Here is a 21,898-nt window from a genome sequence, read left to right as displayed (position 1 = left end):
TCATCTGCATAAGCTTCAGAAGTTGCCGGGGCGCATCGTGCGGTACTTTAAACATCCTGCCATTGCTTATGCTGCCTGACCTTATGCACTCTCTATACTTGCCAGGTTAATAATATCGAATCGAGCAGAGCGAATACGACCCGCTGCGTGAAGTCCGCGTCAAAAATCGCAATACGAACCCCTGATTGATGCAGCACTTGGGTAATGGAATTGAAAACTGCTGTCGCGGGGGGCGTAAAGGACGGTGCCGGACCCGCAAAGAGATTACAGGTTGCGGGATGCGTTGTCTCGGAGAATTGACCACCAGCGTAGGCTATGTTCTTGCACCAATCCTGATTCCGATAATCGGTAACACGGTATTGCTCAATCATCGCGAATACTGTTTCCAAATTCTGCACCTGTTGACTCCTTGACGAGAAAACGGATTTGCCAAATAACCAGCGCGTGCCACTGTGAATGATGCCAATGATGATAAGGGTGACAATGATGAGGATGGCTACTCTACGAACGCGTTGAGTCATATGTCCATTATGGGAATTGCTACGGGATTGAAACAGTACACAAGTATGGGGAAAACGAGCCGCTAAGGGCAAAAATCAGTGGCTGCCAATATCCTAAACTACAACACCGATCGCCCTACCAGCAGCCCGCCTGCATTACAGTTATCTTGATACCGCCCCTCAACCTCTCAACCTCTCAACCTCTCACTCTCACTCTCACTCGATCGCCCTCAATCACCGTCACACCCGATCGCTCTTGGCACTGCTTTACCACTTTTCAATCAACCTCAAACCACTGTCACAACCGGTCATTAACGCGGTGTTTGCTGCTGTGCCAACCAAACTGATGGACGAGTGCAACACCTTGGTGCGGAGCGAGATAACAGTGCTGTTCAGCTACTGTTCATAAGCTTTGCATTCGCACCAACAGATTGATTCAGTCTGCTCCAACAGCGTTGTTATGCTGCTGTCAAGGTCACTAATCTTCGAGCTTTACATACACTTCTGTTGGGTGAGAGATGGCAAAAGAAATATTCCATGCACCGTTATTTGATTTAGGGAAATTGATCGACATCCAGAAATGCTGATGAGATGTGATAGTTCACTTTAAGCTTGTGCAACCTCACAAGTTGTCAAATACCGGCGCGGAAAGTCTTTTCTACAATACCGAGCTATTGAGTGTCTCCGGATAAACGTGACCACAAATAGCAGTGTCACAGATTTGATGATGTTTTTAGAGAAAGGTGAGTAGATTTTATGTGTTAGGACACATATAGCGAAAAGGCCGTGAACTAAGCAAAAATGAACAAACTAGGATTGGTGCTCTCGTCCGTTCTAATTCTTCTATCTGGTTGCTTGCCTGCCGTCCGCACTACTACCGAAGGGCAAATCACCTTCAACAACGGCAGTCCAGAACCTCTCAGTACACAAGTCTTTAACAATGATTTGGGCACAGGAAAAACTGATAATCGAATTGTTGTTGAACTGACAGTTGATAAAAGCTTGCTGTGGGCTGGGGATCAGTTTCGGACGGTTATCATCTCCGGTAGCAACGCAAATTGTTTTGCGAGAGACTATATCCGTGGAAAACTGATCAGTGAACTTCGAGGATACTGCAACTTTCCATCCGGCTCCTTCGAGGAGATTGTCAATGGCAAGAAAATAGCGCAAACGATCAAAGTTAACTTTGATCCAATCGTCCTTGAAGGCGAGAAGGAAAGGGCAAATCGGGAAATTTTAGCCCGTTAGAGGCTTACGAATAGAAACGTACCATCAGGCAATAGCAGCACAACGTTCACAATCACCGGACTCAAATAACATCTGGTACTCACCACCATACTTTAAAGTTCCGGTGCATTGCGCTTGTTAGGCACCAGGGTTGGACGATGGAAGTGGACAGACTTCCATGCCTTGAATCAAGCCATGCTCAATGGTGAAACGGTGGCCGACGTGCTCATCGGCAAGTACGGTTCCGTCCAGATCGCGCACGACCTGATGCACCTCGACCAAGATCTGCCCATCATCCTCTAGGTGAAAGGCAACCGGCTCGACGTGGCCATCGATCTCGTTCCACTGCTCTGTCCAGTAAGCGCGGACTGCTTCAGGTCCATAGACAAAACCACCTTTGAAGGCTCTCGGCCAATGCACGTCGGGAGTCATGAGGGCGAGGGCGGCATCAATGTCACGCGCGTTAAAGGCGACATACGCTGTGCGTAGCAGCTCAATTTCTGGTGCAGGTTGATCTGGCATAAGAAGTAGGTGAAAGAGATGGGACAGTGTCTAACTTGCTATTGGACGAATTTTCTCCCTTCTATTGGGATGCTCGCTACTATCGCCTTTTGTGGACACCCTACAATAGTCTTAGCCTCAACCTGCCGTCTCATCCAATTCTGCTAAAATTATCCTAATCCTGCTTGGGATGTGAAATCTTGACTGGGTTAAAGCCCATCATGAATCATGCAACCTCCACACTTGATCTTACAAACCAGCAGGAAGCAGCGCGAGTGCTGCCACAAACACCCCTAGTTGCTAGCTATCATACGGGATGGAAAGGGTTAACTTTCATCCACTACTGCCATCCTCCCCACAAAACGGTGGAGCATTGCCTTCTACAACATTCACTGGTGATCACAGACCCCAAAAGTTGCTTTCAGGCAGAGCGTCGTTTGGACGGCAAATTTAAACACTACGCCCACGGTAACGGTCGCGTAGATGTTATCCCAGCATTTCTAAGTCGTTGGACAAGCTGGGATCAGGAAGTCGAGTTTTCGGTGATTGCGATTTGTCCAACATTGTTGAATCAAACCACTCAGGAATTGATGCAGCATGAAATAGAACTGATTCCACAGTTTTCGATTGATGATCCGGTAATCCAGCAATTAGCCCTCGCGCTCAAGACGGAAATCCAAACGGGTTGTATGTCTGGCAGGTTGTATGGCGAGTCATTGGGAACAGCTCTTGCCGCTCGTTTGTTGCAGAACTATGCAGTCAGCAAACCTTCGCTTGAGTTTAAAGCCAACGGTTTACCCCAATCACAGTTGGAGCGAGCCATTGATTACATAAAGGAGAATTTGGCACAAGATTTATCGATTTTGGATTTGGCAAGCCTGACTAGCATGAGCGAATCCCAGTTTAGCCGATCCTTCAAGCAATCGGTGGGGATTGCGCCCTATCAGTATTTGATGCAACAACGTGTGGAACGAGCCAAGCAATTACTGAAACAGCAAGCAATTTCAATTAGCGACATTGCTCTAGATTGTGGCTTTGCAAATCAAACTCATCTAACAAAAGTCTTCCGTCAAATGACAGGGGTGACACCCAAAGCTTATCAAAAGCGATGATCCAAAGTGGATTTTGGGGTCACAATCTACGCACTGCAAGATGTAAGCCTAACAACTAAGCTTACCGGACGTAGACAACCTCTCGAACAACCAACCAGCCTCATCGTTCCGGTATAGCAACTTGTTAGGTGGTGACTTTATGCTACCAATTCATAACAAGCGGCAACTGAGGTCGGAAATCTACCTGTTTCCCCTGTACTTCTCCATCAAACCTAAGTTCTAGACAGCACTCTGCTCCTCCTTGTAGCTTTATCTGCTTTGTATCACTGGATCATTCACGCGCAAGAGGGGGACTTTACCAGGACAGCCAGCGGACAGGAATTACTAGATTGTGCCAGCTATGGTGATCCTTCTAGTAATGCAGAATCAATGGCATTCAGACGAGCCGCCAAATGTGGTTTAGGTTTAGACCTTTACGATAAAGACTAACTGACCGACAACCTACCGCCCCCATAGGCTATTCTTTATAGTGCAAAGAGACTGTATGAATAGGCTCATGGGACGGAAGGAAATCTACGAGGCGAGGATGCAGGAGCTAGGCTGGACACTCTATCGACTCGCTCAGGAGATCATTTGCATTCGGAAAGAGCGAGGCGAGGAACCTCCTACTATACAGGGCTTAGAATCCTCCCTCAGAAAAGCCTTGAAAGAACCAGAGCCTAAGAGCCAGCAGACCAACGACGACATTGTTAAAGCCCTTGGCGGAGAAAGCATTATCCGTTGGATATCCCATCAGGACGTGAAGCTCTAGAAATACAGAGTTACGCCTTGAAAATTCAAATCAGCGGGAGATGCGAAGCAGTTCCCTCCTGGGGTAAGCGCCTACAGCCTTACACCTCAAGCTCCGTTATCCCCAGAACAGCCTACAGGATTTTTCTCGTCCATTCCCATTTATCCGTCTCTACTTATTAAGCAGGAGGCTTAGTATCCGGCAGCGGCACGGATGAATCAAGAGGACGCAGCACCAGCAGCAACATATATTTGCGTGCCTCTTCTGTCAACGCATCCAAAAATTTTTCAGCGGTTACAGCAGCTTCAGACCCGCTCTGCCTGACTCCTAGACACACCCTGCTAAATGAAGCACCCCCTTCCAGTACGGATGGAGGCTAATCAACCAAGATCAATTCTGTGACAAAAGAAAATAAACCAGAAGCGCACCGTCTAGAACGGCAAAAGCGCAAGCCTTGCTATGAAGTGCTTTACGAGAGGCTGTACAACGACCCCGGAAACGGACTGCTCACGCCAGCAGGGTATCTGTACTGCCTCATCAAGCGTATCGCAAGCGGATTGATTTGTTTGGTGAGGTCAGCCTGCTCCAGCTAACTGCCATTCGAGCGATCTGTGCTGACCTGGGCATTTCCTATAGCGGTGGAGGGTGAGTCATGACCTTCTATCAGCTCACTGGTGAGGAATGGCTCACGGTTTTACGGCAGCTCAAACCCGCAGAGATAGCCGTTCTCTACTACCTCAGAACCCTTGACCCCTTTGCCGAAGGCCAGCTCGATCTGAAGGTGATTGACATCGCTGCCGTTGAACTGAGCAAAGGCACAGTCTCTAAGGCACTCCGATCGCTGCACGATAAGGGCTTTATTGATGCCACCTCATACGTCAACTTTAGGCAACAAGACAACCCAGAACAGCAGGTGCACGATCGCCTCCACCAGGAGCTAGGCGGACCGGTCAAAGTCAAGACGGCTACAGGTCGAATTGATTTGCTGACTGATACCGAACTGATTGAAGTCAAGCACATCAACGACTGGGAATCTGCACTGGGTCAAGTTCTTGCCTATAGCGGCTTCTATCCAGAACACCGGAAGCAGATTCATTTGTTTGGCACAGCAGACCCGCTGAAGCTGATTGCCATTCGCTCGACATGCAGTGACTTAGGTGTAGTCGTAACGACCGAGGAGGACGGATGAGCGAAACGTTCTACCCCTTCACTCCTCAAGCTGCAAAGCTACTGCGAAGACTCGATCCACCACTGACTGCAGCAGAGTGGAGGCTATGGGGCTACCTGGTCACGCTTGACCCCTTCGGCGATCGCTATCAAGAGCTATCCGACCCGAAAGCCGTCATGCGGGAATGCAGGATGAGCAAGTCTACTTTCTATGCAGCACTTGCTAAGTTCCAGAAGCTTGAACTCTTCGACACGCAACCGATTCACCTCCGATTCAGAAATTTGCGCGGACAGAGGATAGTCCGAAATTTCGGAAACCAGTCCGAAGAATCGGAAGCCAGTCCGAAATCTAGGAACGAATTCCGAAATTTAGGAAGCCAGTCCGAGGTTTTGGAAAACCGATCGCCGAACTCCAGACAAAGGTTCTAGATCGCCTCAGATCTCTCAGACTATTCAGACTCTCTCAGATAGCCCCCCGCCCACCTCAGAGAGAGAGCTACTGAATTTTGTGATCGGACGAATTAAGGGAACCGAGGGAATTAAGCAGCCCAGAGCCTATGCGATCGGGGTACTAGAGAAGGATCGGGAGTATTGGGAAGAGGAATTCTATAAGCACCAGCAGTGCACGGCACAGACTGATCTTCCGCCGCCCGTTCCGCCGCCTAAATTTTTTGATGAGCGAGAAAGCTTGATGGGTTTGATCAGGCACTGCCAGGACCAGCAGAAGCCGCTCTCTACTACGGTAAAACAACGCGCCCAGGAACTAGGAATTCGCCTTACAGGAGCATCTACCGATGGAAATGATAGTATTGGCCGAGATACCAGCCCCTCTCTACAGGCTGCTACGCAGGGCACTAGACGAGAATCCAGAGCTGAACTACGATCGCCTCATCTCTGAAGGCATCGCCCACTGTCTCAACCTAAATCAGCAAAATTAGGGAGAGCAGTACCAATGGAACTATTCGACACAAGCCAATATGTGACAGCCAAGCCTCCTGACCTGGAAGGATACGATCCGGACTGGGATAAGCCTTCTCTTACAATCGTTATCCCCAGAACAGCCATACCCACTCCAGAGCCAGGGAGTACGATCGCCACCCGTTCAGGATCAGCAATAGTGACCCGGACGGAGGTTTTTGGGATAGAGCCTGTGATCCGGGGCGATTACGGTAGCGGCATCGAGCAGCCACATACGATCGAGGATTTATTACCCTTCCAAGTCGGTGATGTTGTCCAGTATCACTCTGGTAGAACTACACCCCAGGGCACGATCGATCGCCTTCTGGGCAGCGGAGCCAGTATCGACGAGGGACATTCCTACAAAAGTTAGGTTGAGTTCAAGCACCTGAAGCTGGTCAGCCGACCCTTCGGAGTGAAAGGGAATTCTTCTGTACTATCATCTCCAGTACAGCCGCAGCAAACGGACGGAAAGCGGAAGCGGCGATACTCTCCTAAAGGAAAAGCGGTGGGCTGGATCGAGGAACGAGAGGGGAATCTCAAGCGCAAGAATCCCTCAGTGTCCTATTACTACTGCTGGATGGACGACGGCAGGAAGCGATCCACTTATATCCCGGTCAGTCAGATTCGCCAGATTCGAGCAATGGTTGACAATCGCTGTTCTGGGGATGAGATTCTAGCCGCGATTACGAAGCAGCCCAAACCTCACCGCACGGAGACCTCAAAGCCATGAAGATCATTACACTCCATCAGCCCTGGGCTTCGCTCATTGCGTTGGGGCTAAAGAAATACGAAACCCGGCACTGGTTAACGGATTATCGGGGAGAGCTGCTGATCCATGCAGCCAAGACCAAAGCAACCGTTGAGACAATGGCTGTTTTTTGGAATGCATTGGTACTAGGAGGCGTTGATCGGAGTCAGTTTTTCACCCTTGAGTCCTCTCGCGAGGCAGGATGGAATGTTCATCCCCTGGATCCACAGAACACTTATGGGCAAATCATCGCAACCTCTCAGCTCGCAGATTGCTTGAAGATGACCAATCGCTTCATCAACGAACAGACCGAGCTGGAGCGATCGGTTGGCTTTTGGGAAGTGGGGCGCTTTGCCCTACGGCTGGATGATGTTAGACCGCTGCCCAACCCAATTCCCTTTAAGTCGCGCCAGGGGAAGCTGCTGGACGCACCCAGAGAAATCATTGAACAGGTAGGGAGGACGGTATGAGCGATACGGATGGGTGAGTCAAGCTATCTGCTGAGACGACTTGGAATAAGGAACAGCCAGAGCAGCCACCGACATTAAAACTACGAGTTAAGCGAACACAGTACACCTTACGAGCGCAGATGACGCGATCACAGATGGCCAAAGCCCTACGTGAATGATTTGTAATTTCTGAACTATCCCCCAGCTGTCTACTCACTAACTCACTGAACCCATGACTAAGACTCCTGCCAAGCGCACTCCTAAACCCAAAGCTACCCTGCCCTCCGATTCTGAACTAGTGACGATCGCGGAGGCATCTAAGCGGCTTGGTGAAGGGTACTCCCGCAGCAGCATTATCCGGCGGATTGATAAAACGAAGGAATGGGTAGAAGGTATCCATTGGATTGACGATCGCCCCCTTAATTCGGGGAAACGCATCATTAAAATCAACCTGACTGAGGTGAATAAATTGCGAGCGACCCCGGCAGCTTTCCGGTAGTTTCAGCAGGTGAAACTGAAGGAGAACCAGGCGACAGCGGGCGATTGTCCCGGTTAATCAATGCTTCATAGGCGCGGCGATAAGTAGCCTTATCGATCCAGGCACGATAGGTTTTAATGTGAACCTGAATGCTGTGTCCCATTAGTCCGGCTGCAAGGTCTGGCGGTGGCGAAAATTCAAAGCATCGCCTTGCATAGCAGTGGCGCAAATCATAGGGCTTAAAGGGAATCTTGCGATCGTAAAACTCGTTCGATACCTTTGTCCCACGCTGGGAATTGGAAAGCTGTTCAAACTGCTGGAAGTCTGGCAGCTTCCTATTTTCTAATTGCCATACCTCAGCCCATTCGGGATAAAGCGGATAAACAAATCTTTCCTGCTTGGTCTTATTTGTATCCGGCGCAATCACCACTGGAAACTCTGATAAGTCAGCAATAAATACTTCATGATTTCTCAATCCGTATGTTGCCATCATCCCCAGAACCCAACGCCAGCCTTCATGTTTGAGTTCATTCATAACTTGCACAATCAGGCTATCCGATGGTAACGATCGCGGATTCACACGATGTGCAGAGTAAGAGCCGACGAGATGACTAAAATCAACTTGCAACCCTGCAAACTTTGCCAGCCGTGCCAGCACTTGCACTGTGCGTTTACGATTGCGTGAATCAGCAGGGGTAGACTCAATTATCTGAAGTAGCAGTTCTGGGGATAACGGTTCTTCTGCTGGGAGCTTGTTGAATGTTGTGCGATAGTCTTTGTCCCAAGTTGTTTGAGTTTGCCCATTGCGATCGCGTCGGTTCCAGTATGCCTGCTCGTATCGTTCTATCCACTGGGCACAGCTTGTAGATTTTGAGTCAGAATCATCTTCACCACGGAGCCAGTTTGCCCAATCAAACCGATCAGCATCCAGATCGTTAGCTAGTTCTCGCGCCCTTCGTTCCGCATACTGTAGTCCTGCTGGGGTAGCTTTTACCCCAAGAGAAATCTTCTGCCGATGTGCCTTCCTGCCATCCTTCCCTGGCAGGTTTGCCCGCAGAGATAATGTTCCGCCACGCCGCTCGATCGCTACTTTGATCAGAGCTGCCTTCAGTCTTCCGTTTGCCTGGTTGATCCGTTTGTCGATTTCCACTGGGTACAAAACTGTGTACAAATCGATGACAGATTATGGCACAACCTGACGCGGTCTGATATGACCTGACACAAACTGGATCATCCCCAGAACAATGATCCATCAAGGGTTTTGGACGATGTAGAGCGAAGGAGTAAGTGTCACAACCGAAGAAATGAATGTCACAATCAATTTTTGCCTCAAAGCTGTATAGAGTAGGACTTTTAGGTTTTTTAGTCGTCAGTTTTTGAAGAAAACGACACTGAAGAATTACTTGTCATTTCGTGGGGCTACCGAAGGAATAAATGTCATTCCGTTGGTCGTTGCTTGAAACTCCTGCTCTGAAAGAACTGTAGCGTTTTCTGCGATCGCTAAAGGATTCTATGTCATTTTATCGTATTAGCATCTGAAACATCTGTGTATAAACGGTTTCAAGCTTTCCCGGATTAGGCGAAGGATTACGTGTCATTTCGTTAGAATGATTTTACCCTCAACGCTATGATTACCAGAAAATTCTGTCTTGCTCAAATTTAGGGTAGTGCGTCAATATGATGTGGGATTGGTAGAGTAAAGAGGCTGCTCAATTGGAAACAGGTGATGGAATGCCCTCTGTGTGGTTATGTCAAAGCCCATCGACATGGCAAGATGCCTAACGGTCATCAACGCTATCTCTGTCCTGCTTGCCATCAAACCTTCTCGGAATCGTTCGACAGTTTGTATTACCGTCGCCATGTCAGCCGTGAACAAATCAGACAAGTTCTACAAGCCCACAGCGAAGGCAGTAGTTTGAGAGGGATTAGTCGAACGGTTGGACTTGCCTACAACACCGTTGTGAGCATTGTGAGAGCTGCTAGTCAAAAAGCACAACTGATCCATAACCAAGTGGTGCAAGCGGTCGAAACCCAGGAAGTCAGTGCGGATGAAATGTGGTCATTTGTGGCAAAAAACAGAAGCAACGCACAACCAGGGAATTGAACCGGGGAGATTGTTGGATTGCTTTGAGCCTTGCCTGTTCCAGTGGCTTGATTCTCGCTGCTTGCGTGGGCAAACACACTGATGAACTGATTGAGCGATTAGTTATCAACACCGAAGGAAAGACCGAATGCACACAGTTCAACACCGATGACTGGGGCGGATACGAACGGGTTTTACCCGATGAGATCCAACATCATATTGGCAAGGATAGAACACAGCGATTAGAGCGCACCAATGGAATTCTGCGGCAGCAAACCGGAAGATGGCATCGACGACAGAATAAGTTTGGCAAGGTGTGGGAGCAAACTAAAGTGATGACACGGTTAGTCGTCAGTTACTTCAACTGGATTTGGCAGCACAGCCGCTTCAAAACCACAACTGCACAGCGAGCAGGATTAACAATGCGATCACGGAGTTGGCACGCCATTGCCACCTATTCCACATTAATTTGACGCACTACCAAATTTAGTTTCCTGATAAGGGTTAACAATTTATAACCTATAAGATACAGGAATTTAGCAGTTGCGATCCTGGCAAATTCAAGGCTGCCTTCAGAACCAGAACTAATTTATAAGAACTTCCAAATGCCAAGCTTTGGAATACCGAGTGTATGGATCAGATGAACAGATGTGCGATCGGCTGACCTTCCGGCAAGCTACAAAACTAAGATGCAACGAAGATAGAAATGTGTTCGTCACACAGCCACTAATTCAGATAATTATAAAAATATGGCGTGTAAATATGAGAGTTGATCGAGTGGAACGAACCCAAAAATCTCATTTTCAAGGCTGATTGCGTTGTTGAAAGTGAAACTGAGCTCCCTAAATCCTATCAAGAAAAGGAGTTGTCGGAGATGCGTTTTCCCTGACCAAGTCTGCCATATCAGTCAGTGCTATTTCTGACAGGTATTCGGAAATAGGCAGGTATAAAATCTGTTGCTTCAGGTGCTTTTCCAGCAATGTGTTCTTTTGTATATTTTGCGTCGAATCATTTCCAATATGAACCAGGCTGGTATTGCCTGTAGTGGCATCAAAGCCATGATTTCTAAGGATATTGATCAAAAGTACAGGATTAGCCACAAATATAGGAACTAACCAGAATGAATGATTGGTAGCCTGTACGCCAGGATAATTAATTTTGTCTGAAAACAGAGCTAGAACAAAACGCGCTCTTTTTGCTCGTTGCTCGAATGCTTCATTGTCATAATTATTCAATCGATGCCACAACAGATCGACCATTTTCTGGGGAGGAAGATACCGAATTTTGCTGTGGAGATCTCCTTTAGAGAAGTTACGCAGCAGAATGCTAATCATGGCATCAAGCTTAAAGCCCAAAGCATTGACTACTACCATGAGAAGAAAATATATTCTTGGAAGGGTCAGTAGTTTCAAGAAAAGGTATTTAAGAACTCTTCTGAAAAACCAGAACTTGCTTTTGCAGGGGTATTGAGCCTGAATTGCCAGCATTTTGTTAGCTAATTCGCGATCGCCTACACAGGCAATTGCGCTGCCCAATGCAGTACAGGATTTTATGGGTCCAAAACTAAATAGGCTGACATCTGCTTGGCGATCGCCACAATACTTGTCTCCCCAAAAAGCCTGGGCGCAATCCTCAATCAGCAAAATATTATACTTTCTTGCAATTTGAATGACGGCTGTTAAATCTAGAACTGTACCGTATAAATGTGCAATTAAAATTAACTTCGTTTTATCAGTAATCTTTTGCTCTAATGCATCAATATCAGGTGCGAGTGTGTCTATAGAAATGTTGATTGCAACTGGAACCAAACCGTGAGATTTAACAATCTCCACCATATCTGGAATAGTGACTGCACTCATCAGTACTTCTGACCCTTCCGGCAAATCTAAAGCTTGCAATAACAGATCAAAAGCGGTTCTCACTGATAGAGTGACTAATACCTGCTTATCATTCTGAGCAAATTGCTGAAGAATCTTAGGCTCCTCTTGCTTGAATGGATAGACCAAAGAGGAAAGGGAAAAAAGCAAGTCGGCAAAACCGATGTCTAAATTAATTCTTGGGTATAAGCAAAAGCGGTTCGACATCTTTACTGTTTAATTCTGTATGAAACGATCGAACATTGAACATCAATTAGGGGAAGGAGGTACGAGACGGCAGGGGGCTGCTCCTTTGTAGAAGGTTCCGCCCCCGCATTCTGTTTTTTGTACAGACTTAGCCTGGAAAAGGCTTGCATCAAGCTCAATCTAAGCCAAACAAATTATTGCGAATTCCAAAGGTATTTAATGGATCGCTGGCTTCCTTCAGCTTTTTCAGCAGCACAATACTTGTTGGTGAAACAATAGACTGCATAAACTTCTTGCGGATTTTACCCACCCCATGATGATGGGAAATTGATCCACCATGCTCCATGACTCTTTGCCGGAGTGATCCGTAAATCTGATTAAAGACCTCCGGTGCGTGATCAACCCCCTTGGTATACAGCAGGATCGTGAAATACATACAAACGCCTGTTGCATACACCTGCGTCACGCGAGAGCAGATGTAAGGCTTCGCTGGCAGATTAAACTGCTGATGCTGCGATTCGAGTTCTTCTCTGACTGCCTCACGCACCGCCTCGATCTTGTCCCACGAAACGGTTGTCTCAAATGTTTCCCCAAACAGGTTGAATTTCAGGATGAACTGACCGATGTAAGCGATTGTATAAGTGAGAAGATAGCCCCGTTGGCCGTTGGAAGATCCGCCTACAACCCCACCATACTTTTTGGCTAAGGCATAAATATTCTTTTCTTGATAGGCAACTTCTTCTTTAGAGCCTTCCATCAGCAGCGTTGCAGCAACAAGCTCTTGCGGAGAAAACTTTAATACCTTGAAAAGATAGAGTTTTTGGAGCCGATCGACAAATGCCGCAAATCCGGTTAGTTTCGGTTTAATTGACTGTCCCCATTGAAATTGATCGTTGTCAACCAATCGGATGCTGGCAGGAATGAAATTCGTCTGAGACAACTGCTGAAGAAAAGCAACACCCTGGCTGAAGTTCGAAAAGATTAGAGAGCCGTATTTCTGGACCTCGGGCAGCGGACGAATCCGAATGACTGCCTTTGTAATCAGACCCAGATTACCTTCACTGCCAAAGCATAAGTCCTGCAACTGCATTCCCATGGATGACCGGGGGCTGGGAAACTGCTGAGTCAGAATTCCGGCTGGTGTGACAACATTAATTGTTTCAACAATATCTTCGATGTTTCCGTAACGATTCTTTTTCATGCCGCTACAGTTAGTCGCGATCCATCCACCCAAGGTGGAAAATTCGCGGCTGTCGGGTTCGTGTCCAGACGTAAATCCTTCCTTTTGCAAGGCTTCTTCTAAATGCCTGCCAGTGATTCCTGCCTGCACGCAGGCTCGACCATTCTTTTGATCGATCCATTCAACCTGATTCATTCGGGTGGTGTCCACGACCACGATCATGCGGTCCTCTTCAGAAGGCAGAATTAGTGCCCCACTGACGCTGGTGCCCCCACCATAGGGAACCAGACAAACATTATGCCTGACTGCAAGTTGAACTAAGGTTTGGACATCGCTCTCGGATTCACAGTAAAACACCATATCCGCTGCTCGTTCTAAGCGATCGTACAGCACCTTATTCGTTTCATCGATCATGGTATATCCATGGCTATGGCGCAGCCGATCCCCATCTTCCTGGGAAAAACAGCGTGAGGGAAAGCGTTCCGCAATCTCAGCGCAAAAAGACTCATTCTGGTGCGGCGGCGCGATCGGCTTATTCACTACCTCCTGACGCGGATTATCCCAATCGATGGCAACACCCAGGGCTTTTTCCATGTAGGGCAGAAATCCGGGCAGCTTCAGCCCGCACAAAGGATAGCGGTTTCCGGTCAGGGTGACGGAGCGATCGTCGTTCACAGTAAATTCCGTATCCGCAAAGCCCCATTTATGTTCCCACTGTTTATTGTCAGTTTGATTCGCTTGAGATGTTTCTTGCTTGACCATTTTCTATTTCCCAATCAATTTGTTTTGTAATGAATAGAACTCGTCTTTATGTCTAATTGATTTCTATTAGCGAATCATGATGCGCTGATTACCCTTGAATTTTCGGTAATACGGTTCATCAGCGATCGCCAATACGTGACGATCGGCTTTACTGTCACCATAGGCATAGAGATAGTAGTGGCTTAGATCGCCCAAAAGCTGCCTGAGCTGTTTTTCTTTCTCAAATCCATAGCAATTTTCTTCCTGTAACTTACCCGTAATGGTTCCCTGATGAATTTCCAAACGATTCGCCAGGGTTTTGTCGATGTGCATCATTTCAGCCCATGGTTGAAGATAAATTTCTAAGGCAGCACTGACTAGAATCACCTGATGCCCCTGTTCCTGATGCCATTTCAACTGCGCGATCGCTTCAGGGTTAATGAGCTTGGGTAAGTCTTGATGGGCAAATCCAATCGCCAGCGTTTGCAGCGTTTCGCTCGACCAACCTTGATAAAACTGGGTTAATAGTTTTTCAGTAATGTCCCGATTAGAACATCGCCCTAACAGGTACGACATCACTGTTGAACTGCACCTGTACAAGCCTGTCCAAACCGATTTTTGGCTGTGAGTCCAGCGCAGAAAAGGCAGGAAGCTATCCTGATTGGTCAATGTTCCATCGAAGTCAAAGATTGCGACAGGCTGTTTTGAGTCCATGATCGTTAATTCAGATTCTCCAATGAGCAAAAACGCTGCTCCTGTAAATTCACGATTGCAGAACGCACATCATCAGCAATTTCCTGATAAAGTTGTCGGTTGCTGGCTCGCCCCTCCCCGACCGGATACGATTCGATACCCAGAAGTTTCCCAAAAGTGACATTAATGGAACATCTGCGCGGAAAGCGTTGCCCTTTGGGTAAAGCCTGATAGCTACCCGCAATGTAGGCAGGTACGATGGGAACGCCAAGCTTTAACGCCAAAAAACCAAAACCAGCCTTAAAAGCTTGCAGTTCTCCCGTTGCAGATCGGGTGCCTTCTGGAAAGATGAGAATGGTTTTATTCTGAGTCAGGATCTCCTTGCAGATCGGCAGGCAATCTCGAAAAAAGCTGCCGCGATTACAGGGAATGAGGTTCAGCAGTTTGCCAGAAATCCATTGCTTGGTGGGGCGATCGAAAAAATAATCTCTGGCTGCCAAACTATAAATTGTGGTGAGCGGTTTGCCATACGCCGCAATAATTGCTGGACCGTCCAGATGGCTAGCATGGTTCGCTGCGATGATATAGGGCTGATGTTCTGGCAAATATTCTCTTCCCTGACATTGGAGCCGAAAGCCAGTTTCCAGGACGAATTTTCCGCTGTGCCAAATACAGCTTTGTAGTCCTTGCTGAACAAGGTTTAATCCGGCCTCCTGGAGGGTTGAGCTTAAGCTTCCACCATGAGATGAGTTTAGATTCTTTCCAGAGTCAACTAACATTCATCACTCTTGTTTTGCTTGACGTAAGATTCAGGTTGGCTTCACTGGTAAGCACTATCGTCAACAGATAAATTCAAGCTATAGCGTTCGCAAATTGCCTGTGAACAGAGGGCAGAGGTTTCACCCCTGAACCCCGTCCAAAAATCAAAAAGGCTCATTATAGATTTCTCAAACTTTTGTAGAAGTTTAATTTTCTGGTAAGGAAAATGCTGATGTTCTTGTAAAGAATGTCACTTTCTGGATGGTTCTGATTTTGTACTGAGCAGTCCTGAATTTCTCACGTCACATCATGAACTAAAAGATAAAAAGAAGAATGCGTAACTTCCCACAAAAAAATTTTTATGAAAAATTTAATTCAGCAATTTCACTTAGGAAATTGGTACTTTTTCCTATAAAACTATAGGAGGACTTTATAAATGTGTTCTTGCTACTAATTTGGGCTCAACTGCTTTATACGTTTCGTTAAATACAGGTTTTATCAAAGGTATTGACTATAACGAGTTTGGTGTTGGTAGTATCTAATGTAACAGTGTTCGGTATGTAACGCCTTAGAAAGCGGTGTATTCTTTGTTAACTTCAGCCTTGATGAAAAGATTCAATCTTGAATTGACTAAGCTGTTGTTATAGCAGTTTTCTAAGGTTTTCTATTGCTTATAGAAATGACAAGAAAAGTTATTTCCAAAGCTTATTGTTTTGACGGCAAAAAATATGTCGCAGCAGATTATGTCCTCTCAAAAAAACGAATCGCAGTTTTCTACGCTGGTTGAGCTGCTGCGACATCGCGCTCTTACCCAACCTCGACAATGCGCGTTTGCCTTTCTACAGGAAGGGGAAGAAGAAACGGGACGGCTGACCTATCAGGAACTCGATGCCCTAGCGCAAGCGATTGCCACGCAGCTCCAAAACTGTTCGCAGTTTGGCGATCGCGCTCTGCTTATCTATCCCTCTGGCTTAGAATTTATTGCGGCTTTTTTTGGATGTTTGTACGCCGGAATCATTGCCGTTCCTGCTAATCCGCCTCGTCCCAATCGATCGATCAATCGTTTGAACACGATTATCGCGGACGCTGGAGCCACGATCGTTTTAACAACCGGCACGATTTTTTCTGGAATTGAACAACGCTTTGAGGATGCACCCGATCTTGCCTCGATGAGATGGATCACCACAGATGAAATTAGCCCGGAGCGAACTGGGAAAGCGAAAATTGAAACATGGCAGGTGCCAGCAGTACAGCCTGATACTTTAGCCTTTTTGCAGTACACCTCTGGCTCAACGGGCAATCCTAAAGGGGTGATGGTTAGCCATCACAATTTGCTCCATAACCTGGCGTACATGAAACAGGCGTTTGGCATCACAGACGAGGGAATTTCCGTCACTTGGTTGCCTAATTTCCATGACATGGGTTTGATTGAAGGGCTATTACAGCCTATCTATTCCGGTATTCTTGGCATTCTCATGCCGCCCACTGCATTCCTGCAGAAACCCATTCGCTGGCTGCAAACCATTTCTCGCTATCGTGCTACCCACAGCGGTGCACCGAATTTTGCCTACGAGCTATGCACTCACAAAATCACTGAGGATCAGAAGCGATCGCTCGATCTAAGCAGCTGGACGAATGCCTATTGCGGCGCTGAACCCATCCGACGATCGACCATTGACCAATTTATTGCAGCCTTTGAACCTTGCGGATTTCGGGCGGAGTATTTCTATCCCTGCTATGGCATGGCAGAAGCGACGCTAATGATTTCGGGGGGCCTGGTTCACGAGAAACCAATCTATTGCAATGCAGAAATAGCGGCGTTAGAGCAGAACCGGGTCATTGAAGCCGGGATAGAACAGCCGAGTCGGACGATTGTTGGCTGCGGGCGAACCTGGCTAGATGCTGAAATTGCTATTGCCCATCCAGAACATCTGACAAGCTGTCCGGAGAACGAAATTGGAGAAATTTGGGTGTCGGGAGCGAGCGTTGCCCAAGGCTACTGGCAAAATCCGCAGGCAACGGAAGAAACGTTTCATGCCTATCTAAAAGATACGGGCGCAGGTCCATTTCTACGCACCGGAGATTTAGGCTTTTTACGCAACGGTGAGCTGTATGTCACAGGTCGTTTGAAGGATGTGGTGATCGTTCGGGGACGAAATCACTATCCGCAAGATATTGAAACTACCGTTGAAAAAAGCCATCCTTCGATTCGGCCCTCCTGTAGTGCAGCATTTTCAGTGGAGGTCGAAGGGGAAGAACGGCTGGTCGTGGTAGCAGAGGTAGAGCGGCGCTATCGGATTCGACGGCAGAAGCAGCAGCCTGTCTCAGTTGATTGCAGACAGCAGGATCGTCGTCAGGTGGAGGTTGATCCGGGTAATGATCCAGCAACTCGTCAGCCCCTCGACACCGAGGAGGTATTCTGGCAAATTCGACAGTCGGTCGCCGAACACCACGAGCTGCAAGTCTATGCCATTCTGCTGCTGCAAACGGGCAGTATCCTCAAAACCTCCAGCGGCAAGATTCAGCGGCGAGCTTGTCGGGCAAGTTTCCTGGCAGAGACACTGGAAGCGATTGCAGAGTCGAGACTGTCCATTCCGCATATGGCCAGCATCAATTCAGCGGCTCCGGCTCAACTCAATCCGCCTAGCGATGATCCAACCCAGGCGAAAGCAGATGAGTTAGTTCATTGGCTGCGGGACTACAATGCAACGCGCATTAACTCCCAGTTGATCGATGAGCGACGATCGATTCCGCCCTATATCGTCCTGGATTTTGGCAACCAGGGACTTTTAGGAATGCAGGTGCCTGAAAGTTATGGCGGCATTGCCCTTAGCCATTGCAGCACGCTTCGCATCTTCGAGCAGATTGGCGCAATCGATCAAACGCTGGCACTGTTCACCGCTCTCAACAACGTGCTGGGAATTCGTCCCATCCTCCACTACGGCTCCAAAGCACTCAAAGCTGAACTGCTGCCAATGCTTGCTGCAGGACGAGAACTTGGTGCGTTTGCCATTACTGAACCTGGTGCCGGATCAAATCCTCAGGCGATCGCGGCTCAAGCCATTCCTGTGGGAGGCGATCACTGGCATCTTTATGGGACAAAGATTTGGAGTGGTTCTGCTGCTTGGGCAGGTGTGCTGAATGTGTTTGTGAAGCAGCAAAACGATCAGGGCAAAACAATTGGCATGAGTGCCTTTACCCTCCGTCAAAACGTACCTGGACTGCGGCAGGGACCGGAAGCCCTCACGATGGGAATGCGAGGCATGGTACAGAATACTGTGTTTCTGGAAGGCGTGCCCGTGGAGGCGGGGCAATTGCTAGGAACGGCAGGTGCAGGAATGACTGTGGCGCAGGATGCCATGATGTACGGACGACTTAGCATTGCAGCAAACTGCATTGGCGGCATGAAACGCTGCGCCCAGCTGATGATGCGCTACGCCGATCGCCGAACGATTTCCTCCGGCAGACTGCTAGAAAATTCTGTGACGCTGATGCGTCTCAATGACTTGACGGCAGCGATCGCGGCAACCGAAGCGTTAGTTTCTACGATCGCAGAACGGCTAGATACGGGTATGACGGTTCCTGTTGAAGCCTACACCGTTTGTAAGACTGCTGCTACTGAGTTCTTCTGGCAGGCAACCGACCAGCTCGTACAGATTTTGGGAGGTCGAGGCTATATCGAAACCAATATTGCCCCTCAACTCCTACGCGACGCGCGGATTCTGCGAATTTTAGAAGGACCAACCGAAGCGTTAAATTATTTCCTGGGTTCACGGGTGATGAATCAGTTGACAGATCTGCTGCAATTCCTGCGGGAATTTCAGGGAGATGATATTGCTGAACAACTACAATTGGCGGCAGAACAAATCCATCACCGTTATCAGAGCCGATCCAATCTAGACGATCGCATGACCAAAGCACAGTGGGCATCGGGACTTGTAGGTGAGCTGACAACTTGGGCAGTTTTGTGGAGCGTAAGCCGCTGGCGCAGTCTCTCAAATCCGAAGTTTAGCCGAGCCGCAACCTGGGCACAGCTTCAGTTTGAAAAAAAATTAGCGGAAACGAACAATCCTGCTGAAGCGGTCTTTCTGTCAGTGGATCTAATCACGCAGTTAACAGCTGAGTACAGCAGTGCGATTGGAGATACGGAACAGATGATGGCTGGTGAAAATCGCGATCGCGACCCCCTGCTTCAGAAGGAGATGAATCCCCCTGCAATTCATCCGGTATCACAGCCTGAAAGACTGCTCGATGAGCCGAAACCCCAAGCCAGCGAAACTATGGCATCGATTCAGGCGTGGATACAGCGCTGGATTGGAGAACGTCTGGGATTTAGGGCTGAAGCCGTTTTGCCAGAGGAATCGCCGTTAAACTATGGGCTGGATTCCGTCACCGTACAGGAATTTATTCAGGCTATGGAAAACGAGCTAAGTTTGCCTGCGATTTTAGACAGCAGTCTGCTCTGGCAAATTCCCACGATCGCTGCCCTAGCAGAGTATTTAGCCACAGAAGTTCAAAATTCTGCACCAGGAACTTCATCGCTCGACCTGCAAGCCGAGGCAGCACTCGATCCCAGCATTCAGCCTGCTATTTGGGCAATCAACAGTATATTGACCGATGTTGCTCATCCAAAGGCGATTTTCCTCACTGGAGCCACTGGATTTCTAGGCGCATTTCTGCTGAACGATTTGCTACAGCAAACTCAAGCGCAGATATACTGCCTGGTACGAGCCAGCAATCCGGAGCAGGGCAAAGCGCGAATTATTAAGAACCTGGAGGGTTACGGTATCTGGCATGGGCAGTACAGCGATCGCATCGTGCCAATTCTGGGCGATCTGGAAAAACCGTACTTTGGCTGGACGGAAGATCAATTTATTGCCTACGCGGATTTATTCGATTCAATTTACCACAGTGCCGCCTACCTGAATTTTGTCTACGCCTATTCTGAACTGAAGGCCAGTAACGTGCTGGGCACCCAGGAAGTGTTGCGGCTGGCAAGTCGAGGTCAGGTGAAACCCGTTCACTATGTTTCCACGGTAGCTGCCTACGAATCACTCATCTACGCCGGAAAGGTAGTCACAGAGACCGATCGACCCAAACATAGTGAAAGTATCTTTATGGGCTATTCCCAGAGCAAATGGGTAGCTGAACAACTGGTACTTGCCGCCCGCGATCGGGGTATTCCGGTAAACATTTATCGATCGCCGCTCATTTCGGGACATAGCCGCCGGGGAAGCTGGTACACCGATGATTTTATGTGCCGCATTTTCAAGGGCTGTATTCAGATGGGAAGTGCGCCCGATCTGGAGTTGCTGCTCGATTTATCTCCGGTTGATTATGTGAGCGGAGCGATCGCCCATCTGTCCCTGCAATCTACCCAACTAAATCAAACCTTTCACCTGATGAATCCCCAGTCTCTACCCTGGAATGATTTGTTTGATTGGATGCGATCGTTTGGCTATTCGCTCCAGCGATTGTCTTATCGCAATTGGCAGGCTGAAATTAAGCAGCTGACGCTCTGCCAGAATAATCCGCTCTACCCGCTCCGTCCTTTCTTCCTCAAACCCTGGTCAGAGCACTCCCTCACCATTCTGGAACTCTATCAACAATCCTTTAAGCCTGATTTTAACTGTCAACAAACCCTTCAAGCACTTGCCGAGAGCGATATTTCCTGTCCTGTCCTGTCTGATTCACTCCTGCAAACGTACTTTAACTATTTCATCGATCGCGGCTTCCTAGAGGTTCCTGTCAGCAGAAGGAAATTGACAGGACTGAGTATTCCAACCTCATCTCTTCTTCAGAAATAAGTCGTTCCTTTATAGAACCCATCTTGGATCTTTGATGGCGAGCTAAGCTGGAAAATAAATGCCATACTCCAGCAGCTTAACTGACAAAGAGTGGGAACTCATCGAACCCTTGTTACCTCAGAAGCAGAAAACGCGACCCCCGAAGTGGAGCAACCGGCAAATCCTCGATGGCATCTTCTATCCACTCAAAAACGGCTGCAATTGGTGTGGCTTGCCCAAAGACTTACCGCCTTATTCCACGGTTTTCTGGCACGACAAACAATGGTGCTCTGATGGGGTACTTGAGCGCATCTTGGTAACACTGCATGGACAAGCCCGAGCCAACGTAAAAAAAACGAAATGGACACGTTTACTCATGATTGACTCGCAAGCTGTCAAAAACACTGCAACGTAAGCATTGTCTCCAAGGGATTTTGTCACTACAAGTGCACCAATGGCATTAAACGTCATCTTGCCATTGATACTCTAGAGTTTCCCTGCTTCACCCACTGCACTAAAGCCAATGTTTCAGATGCCCAAGGGTTAATTGAACTATTGAGCCGTAATCTCGATTACTTTCGGACTAAACCCGTTAACATTCCTAATATCGATTCAATTTTTATATGCTACAGATGGGAGGAGGAGAATTGAGGGCTAACGAGTATGGTTGGCGTTTGCAAAATCAACATTCAAGAGAGCAAAGACGACTTGAGATTACTTC

20 protein-coding genes and 2 pseudogenes are annotated in these 21,898 nt (G+C 47.9%); 15 read left to right on the top strand and 7 right to left on the bottom strand.

Annotated features, from left to right (window positions below; genetic code table 11):
- Positions 1-92: 92 nt before the first annotated feature.
- Complete coding sequence (locus NDI45_RS27950) at positions 93-521, bottom strand: hypothetical protein (protein ID WP_348249708.1); 429 nt, start codon at positions 519-521, stop codon at positions 93-95.
- Positions 522-1,301: 780 nt separating this feature from the next.
- Between NDI45_RS27950 and NDI45_RS27945 the strand changes: the two genes are divergently transcribed.
- Positions 1,302-1,748 (top strand): hypothetical protein, encoded by a 447-nt coding sequence (locus NDI45_RS27945; RefSeq protein ID WP_348249707.1) that lies wholly within the window; start codon positions 1,302-1,304, stop codon positions 1,746-1,748.
- Between the two features lie 117 nt (positions 1,749-1,865).
- Here the strand turns inward: NDI45_RS27945 and NDI45_RS27940 are convergent, their stop codons facing one another.
- Complete coding sequence (locus NDI45_RS27940; RefSeq protein ID WP_348249706.1) at positions 1,866-2,249, bottom strand: nuclear transport factor 2 family protein; 384 nt, start codon at positions 2,247-2,249, stop codon at positions 1,866-1,868.
- A 200-nt stretch (positions 2,250-2,449) separates the two neighbouring features.
- Here NDI45_RS27940 and NDI45_RS27935 point away from each other — a divergent pair, with 200 nt between their 5' ends.
- The 10 genes from NDI45_RS27935 to NDI45_RS27890 all read left to right on the top strand — a co-directional run bounded on the left by NDI45_RS27935 (position 2,450) and on the right by NDI45_RS27890 (position 7,893).
- Positions 2,450-3,340, top strand: coding sequence for an AraC family transcriptional regulator (locus NDI45_RS27935; protein ID WP_190794885.1), 891 nt, complete (start codon positions 2,450-2,452; stop codon positions 3,338-3,340).
- A 484-nt stretch (positions 3,341-3,824) separates the two neighbouring features.
- A complete protein-coding gene (locus NDI45_RS27930; protein ID WP_348249705.1) occupies positions 3,825-4,091 on the top strand; it encodes a hypothetical protein in 267 nt (88 codons plus the stop codon).
- Between the two features lie 377 nt (positions 4,092-4,468).
- A complete protein-coding gene (locus NDI45_RS27925; protein ID WP_348249704.1) occupies positions 4,469-4,663 on the top strand; it encodes a hypothetical protein in 195 nt (64 codons plus the stop codon).
- A gap of 59 nt (positions 4,664-4,722) precedes the next feature.
- On the top strand, positions 4,723-5,259 hold the full coding sequence (locus NDI45_RS27920) for a hypothetical protein (RefSeq protein ID WP_348249703.1): 537 nt from the start codon (positions 4,723-4,725) through the stop codon (positions 5,257-5,259).
- On the top strand, positions 5,256-5,666 hold the full coding sequence (locus tag NDI45_RS27915; protein WP_348249702.1) for a hypothetical protein: 411 nt from the start codon (positions 5,256-5,258) through the stop codon (positions 5,664-5,666). The genes NDI45_RS27920 and NDI45_RS27915 overlap by 4 nt, the downstream gene beginning before the upstream one ends.
- A 79-nt stretch (positions 5,667-5,745) precedes the next feature.
- A complete protein-coding gene (locus tag NDI45_RS27910) occupies positions 5,746-6,135 on the top strand; it encodes a hypothetical protein (protein WP_348249701.1) in 390 nt (129 codons plus the stop codon).
- Between the two features lie 54 nt (positions 6,136-6,189).
- Complete coding sequence (locus NDI45_RS27905; RefSeq protein WP_190794883.1) at positions 6,190-6,567, top strand: hypothetical protein; 378 nt, start codon at positions 6,190-6,192, stop codon at positions 6,565-6,567.
- Between the two features lie 42 nt (positions 6,568-6,609).
- The gene (locus NDI45_RS27900) at positions 6,610-6,927 is read left to right on the top strand and encodes a hypothetical protein (RefSeq protein WP_190794882.1); all 318 of its coding nucleotides are present in this window, start codon (positions 6,610-6,612) and stop codon (positions 6,925-6,927) included.
- Complete coding sequence (locus tag NDI45_RS27895; RefSeq protein ID WP_190794881.1) at positions 6,924-7,415, top strand: ASCH domain-containing protein; 492 nt, start codon at positions 6,924-6,926, stop codon at positions 7,413-7,415. Before NDI45_RS27900 ends, NDI45_RS27895 begins: the two co-directional genes overlap by 4 nt.
- A 211-nt stretch (positions 7,416-7,626) precedes the next feature.
- Positions 7,627-7,893: a hypothetical protein gene (locus NDI45_RS27890; RefSeq protein ID WP_190794880.1), complete on the top strand. Its 267-nt coding sequence runs from the start codon at positions 7,627-7,629 to the stop codon at positions 7,891-7,893.
- On the opposite strand, the gene NDI45_RS27885 is transcribed toward NDI45_RS27890, so the two are convergent.
- Complete coding sequence (locus tag NDI45_RS27885; protein WP_348249700.1) at positions 7,841-9,022, bottom strand: integrase; 1,182 nt, start codon at positions 9,020-9,022, stop codon at positions 7,841-7,843. The genes NDI45_RS27890 and NDI45_RS27885 overlap by 53 nt on opposite strands.
- Positions 9,023-9,598: 576 nt before the next feature.
- Here NDI45_RS27885 and NDI45_RS27880 point away from each other — a divergent pair.
- A protein-coding gene (locus tag NDI45_RS27880) for an IS1 family transposase (RefSeq protein ID WP_348249699.1) occupies positions 9,599-10,428 on the top strand; the annotation gives its coding sequence in 2 pieces (ribosomal slippage) (positions 9,599-9,940 and positions 9,943-10,428; 828 coding nt in all).
- A gap of 369 nt (positions 10,429-10,797) precedes the next feature.
- On the opposite strand, the gene NDI45_RS27875 is transcribed toward NDI45_RS27880, so the two are convergent.
- From NDI45_RS27875 to NDI45_RS27860, 4 genes are all read right to left on the bottom strand, one after another.
- Positions 10,798-12,039, bottom strand: coding sequence for an aminotransferase class I/II-fold pyridoxal phosphate-dependent enzyme (locus tag NDI45_RS27875; RefSeq protein ID WP_348249698.1), 1,242 nt, complete (start codon positions 12,037-12,039; stop codon positions 10,798-10,800).
- A gap of 154 nt (positions 12,040-12,193) precedes the next feature.
- The gene (locus NDI45_RS27870; RefSeq protein ID WP_348249697.1) at positions 12,194-13,960 is read right to left on the bottom strand and encodes an FAD-binding oxidoreductase; all 1,767 of its coding nucleotides are present in this window, start codon (positions 13,958-13,960) and stop codon (positions 12,194-12,196) included.
- Between the two features lie 66 nt (positions 13,961-14,026).
- On the bottom strand, positions 14,027-14,653 hold the full coding sequence (locus NDI45_RS27865; RefSeq protein WP_348249696.1) for an HAD family hydrolase: 627 nt from the start codon (positions 14,651-14,653) through the stop codon (positions 14,027-14,029).
- Positions 14,654-14,658: 5 nt separating this feature from the next.
- Positions 14,659-15,411 carry a lysophospholipid acyltransferase family protein gene (locus NDI45_RS27860; protein ID WP_348249695.1) on the bottom strand — a complete coding sequence of 251 codons (753 nt, stop codon included), beginning with the start codon at positions 15,409-15,411 and terminating at the stop codon, positions 14,659-14,661.
- Between the two features lie 723 nt (positions 15,412-16,134).
- Between NDI45_RS27860 and NDI45_RS27855 the strand changes: the two genes are divergently transcribed.
- The 3 genes and pseudogenes from NDI45_RS27855 to NDI45_RS27845 form a co-directional block, all read left to right on the top strand.
- Complete coding sequence (locus NDI45_RS27855; protein ID WP_348249694.1) at positions 16,135-21,198, top strand: thioester reductase domain-containing protein; 5,064 nt, start codon at positions 16,135-16,137, stop codon at positions 21,196-21,198.
- Positions 21,199-21,256: 58 nt separating this feature from the next.
- Positions 21,257-21,430, top strand: a pseudogene (locus NDI45_RS27850) (transposase); the annotation flags it as partial.
- Positions 21,431-21,553: 123 nt separating this feature from the next.
- Positions 21,554-21,786 (top strand): annotated as a pseudogene (locus NDI45_RS27845) (transposase); the annotation flags it as partial.
- Between the last annotated feature and the right edge of the window lie 112 nt (positions 21,787-21,898).

The sequence above is a fragment of the Leptolyngbya sp. GB1-A1 genome (assembly GCF_039962475.1).
Taxonomy (GTDB): Bacteria; Cyanobacteriota; Cyanobacteriia; order Elainellales; family Elainellaceae; genus Leptolyngbya_A.
The sequence above is the reverse complement of the archived record's forward strand: the minus strand, read 5'-3'. Positions and strand labels throughout refer to the sequence as shown.

Coding starts and splice junctions, on each gene's coding strand:
- NDI45_RS27950 (WP_348249708.1), bottom strand. CDS start 521: ATGACTCAACGCGTTCGTAGAGTAGCCATCCTCATCATTGTCACCCTT.
- NDI45_RS27855 (WP_348249694.1), top strand. CDS start 16,135: ATGTCCTCTCAAAAAAACGAATCGCAGTTTTCTACGCTGGTTGAGCTG.
- NDI45_RS27930 (WP_348249705.1), top strand. CDS start 3,825: ATGAATAGGCTCATGGGACGGAAGGAAATCTACGAGGCGAGGATGCAG.
- NDI45_RS27890 (WP_190794880.1), top strand. CDS start 7,627: ATGACTAAGACTCCTGCCAAGCGCACTCCTAAACCCAAAGCTACCCTG.
- NDI45_RS27870 (WP_348249697.1), bottom strand. CDS start 13,960: ATGGTCAAGCAAGAAACATCTCAAGCGAATCAAACTGACAATAAACAG.
- NDI45_RS27865 (WP_348249696.1), bottom strand. CDS start 14,653: ATGGACTCAAAACAGCCTGTCGCAATCTTTGACTTCGATGGAACATTG.
- NDI45_RS27875 (WP_348249698.1), bottom strand. CDS start 12,039: ATGTCGAACCGCTTTTGCTTATACCCAAGAATTAATTTAGACATCGGT.
- NDI45_RS27945 (WP_348249707.1), top strand. CDS start 1,302: ATGAACAAACTAGGATTGGTGCTCTCGTCCGTTCTAATTCTTCTATCT.
- NDI45_RS27860 (WP_348249695.1), bottom strand. CDS start 15,411: ATGTTAGTTGACTCTGGAAAGAATCTAAACTCATCTCATGGTGGAAGC.
- NDI45_RS27895 (WP_190794881.1), top strand. CDS start 6,924: ATGAAGATCATTACACTCCATCAGCCCTGGGCTTCGCTCATTGCGTTG.
- NDI45_RS27920 (WP_348249703.1), top strand. CDS start 4,723: ATGACCTTCTATCAGCTCACTGGTGAGGAATGGCTCACGGTTTTACGG.
- NDI45_RS27940 (WP_348249706.1), bottom strand. CDS start 2,249: ATGCCAGATCAACCTGCACCAGAAATTGAGCTGCTACGCACAGCGTAT.
- NDI45_RS27915 (WP_348249702.1), top strand. CDS start 5,256: ATGAGCGAAACGTTCTACCCCTTCACTCCTCAAGCTGCAAAGCTACTG.
- NDI45_RS27905 (WP_190794883.1), top strand. CDS start 6,190: ATGGAACTATTCGACACAAGCCAATATGTGACAGCCAAGCCTCCTGAC.
- NDI45_RS27935 (WP_190794885.1), top strand. CDS start 2,450: ATGAATCATGCAACCTCCACACTTGATCTTACAAACCAGCAGGAAGCA.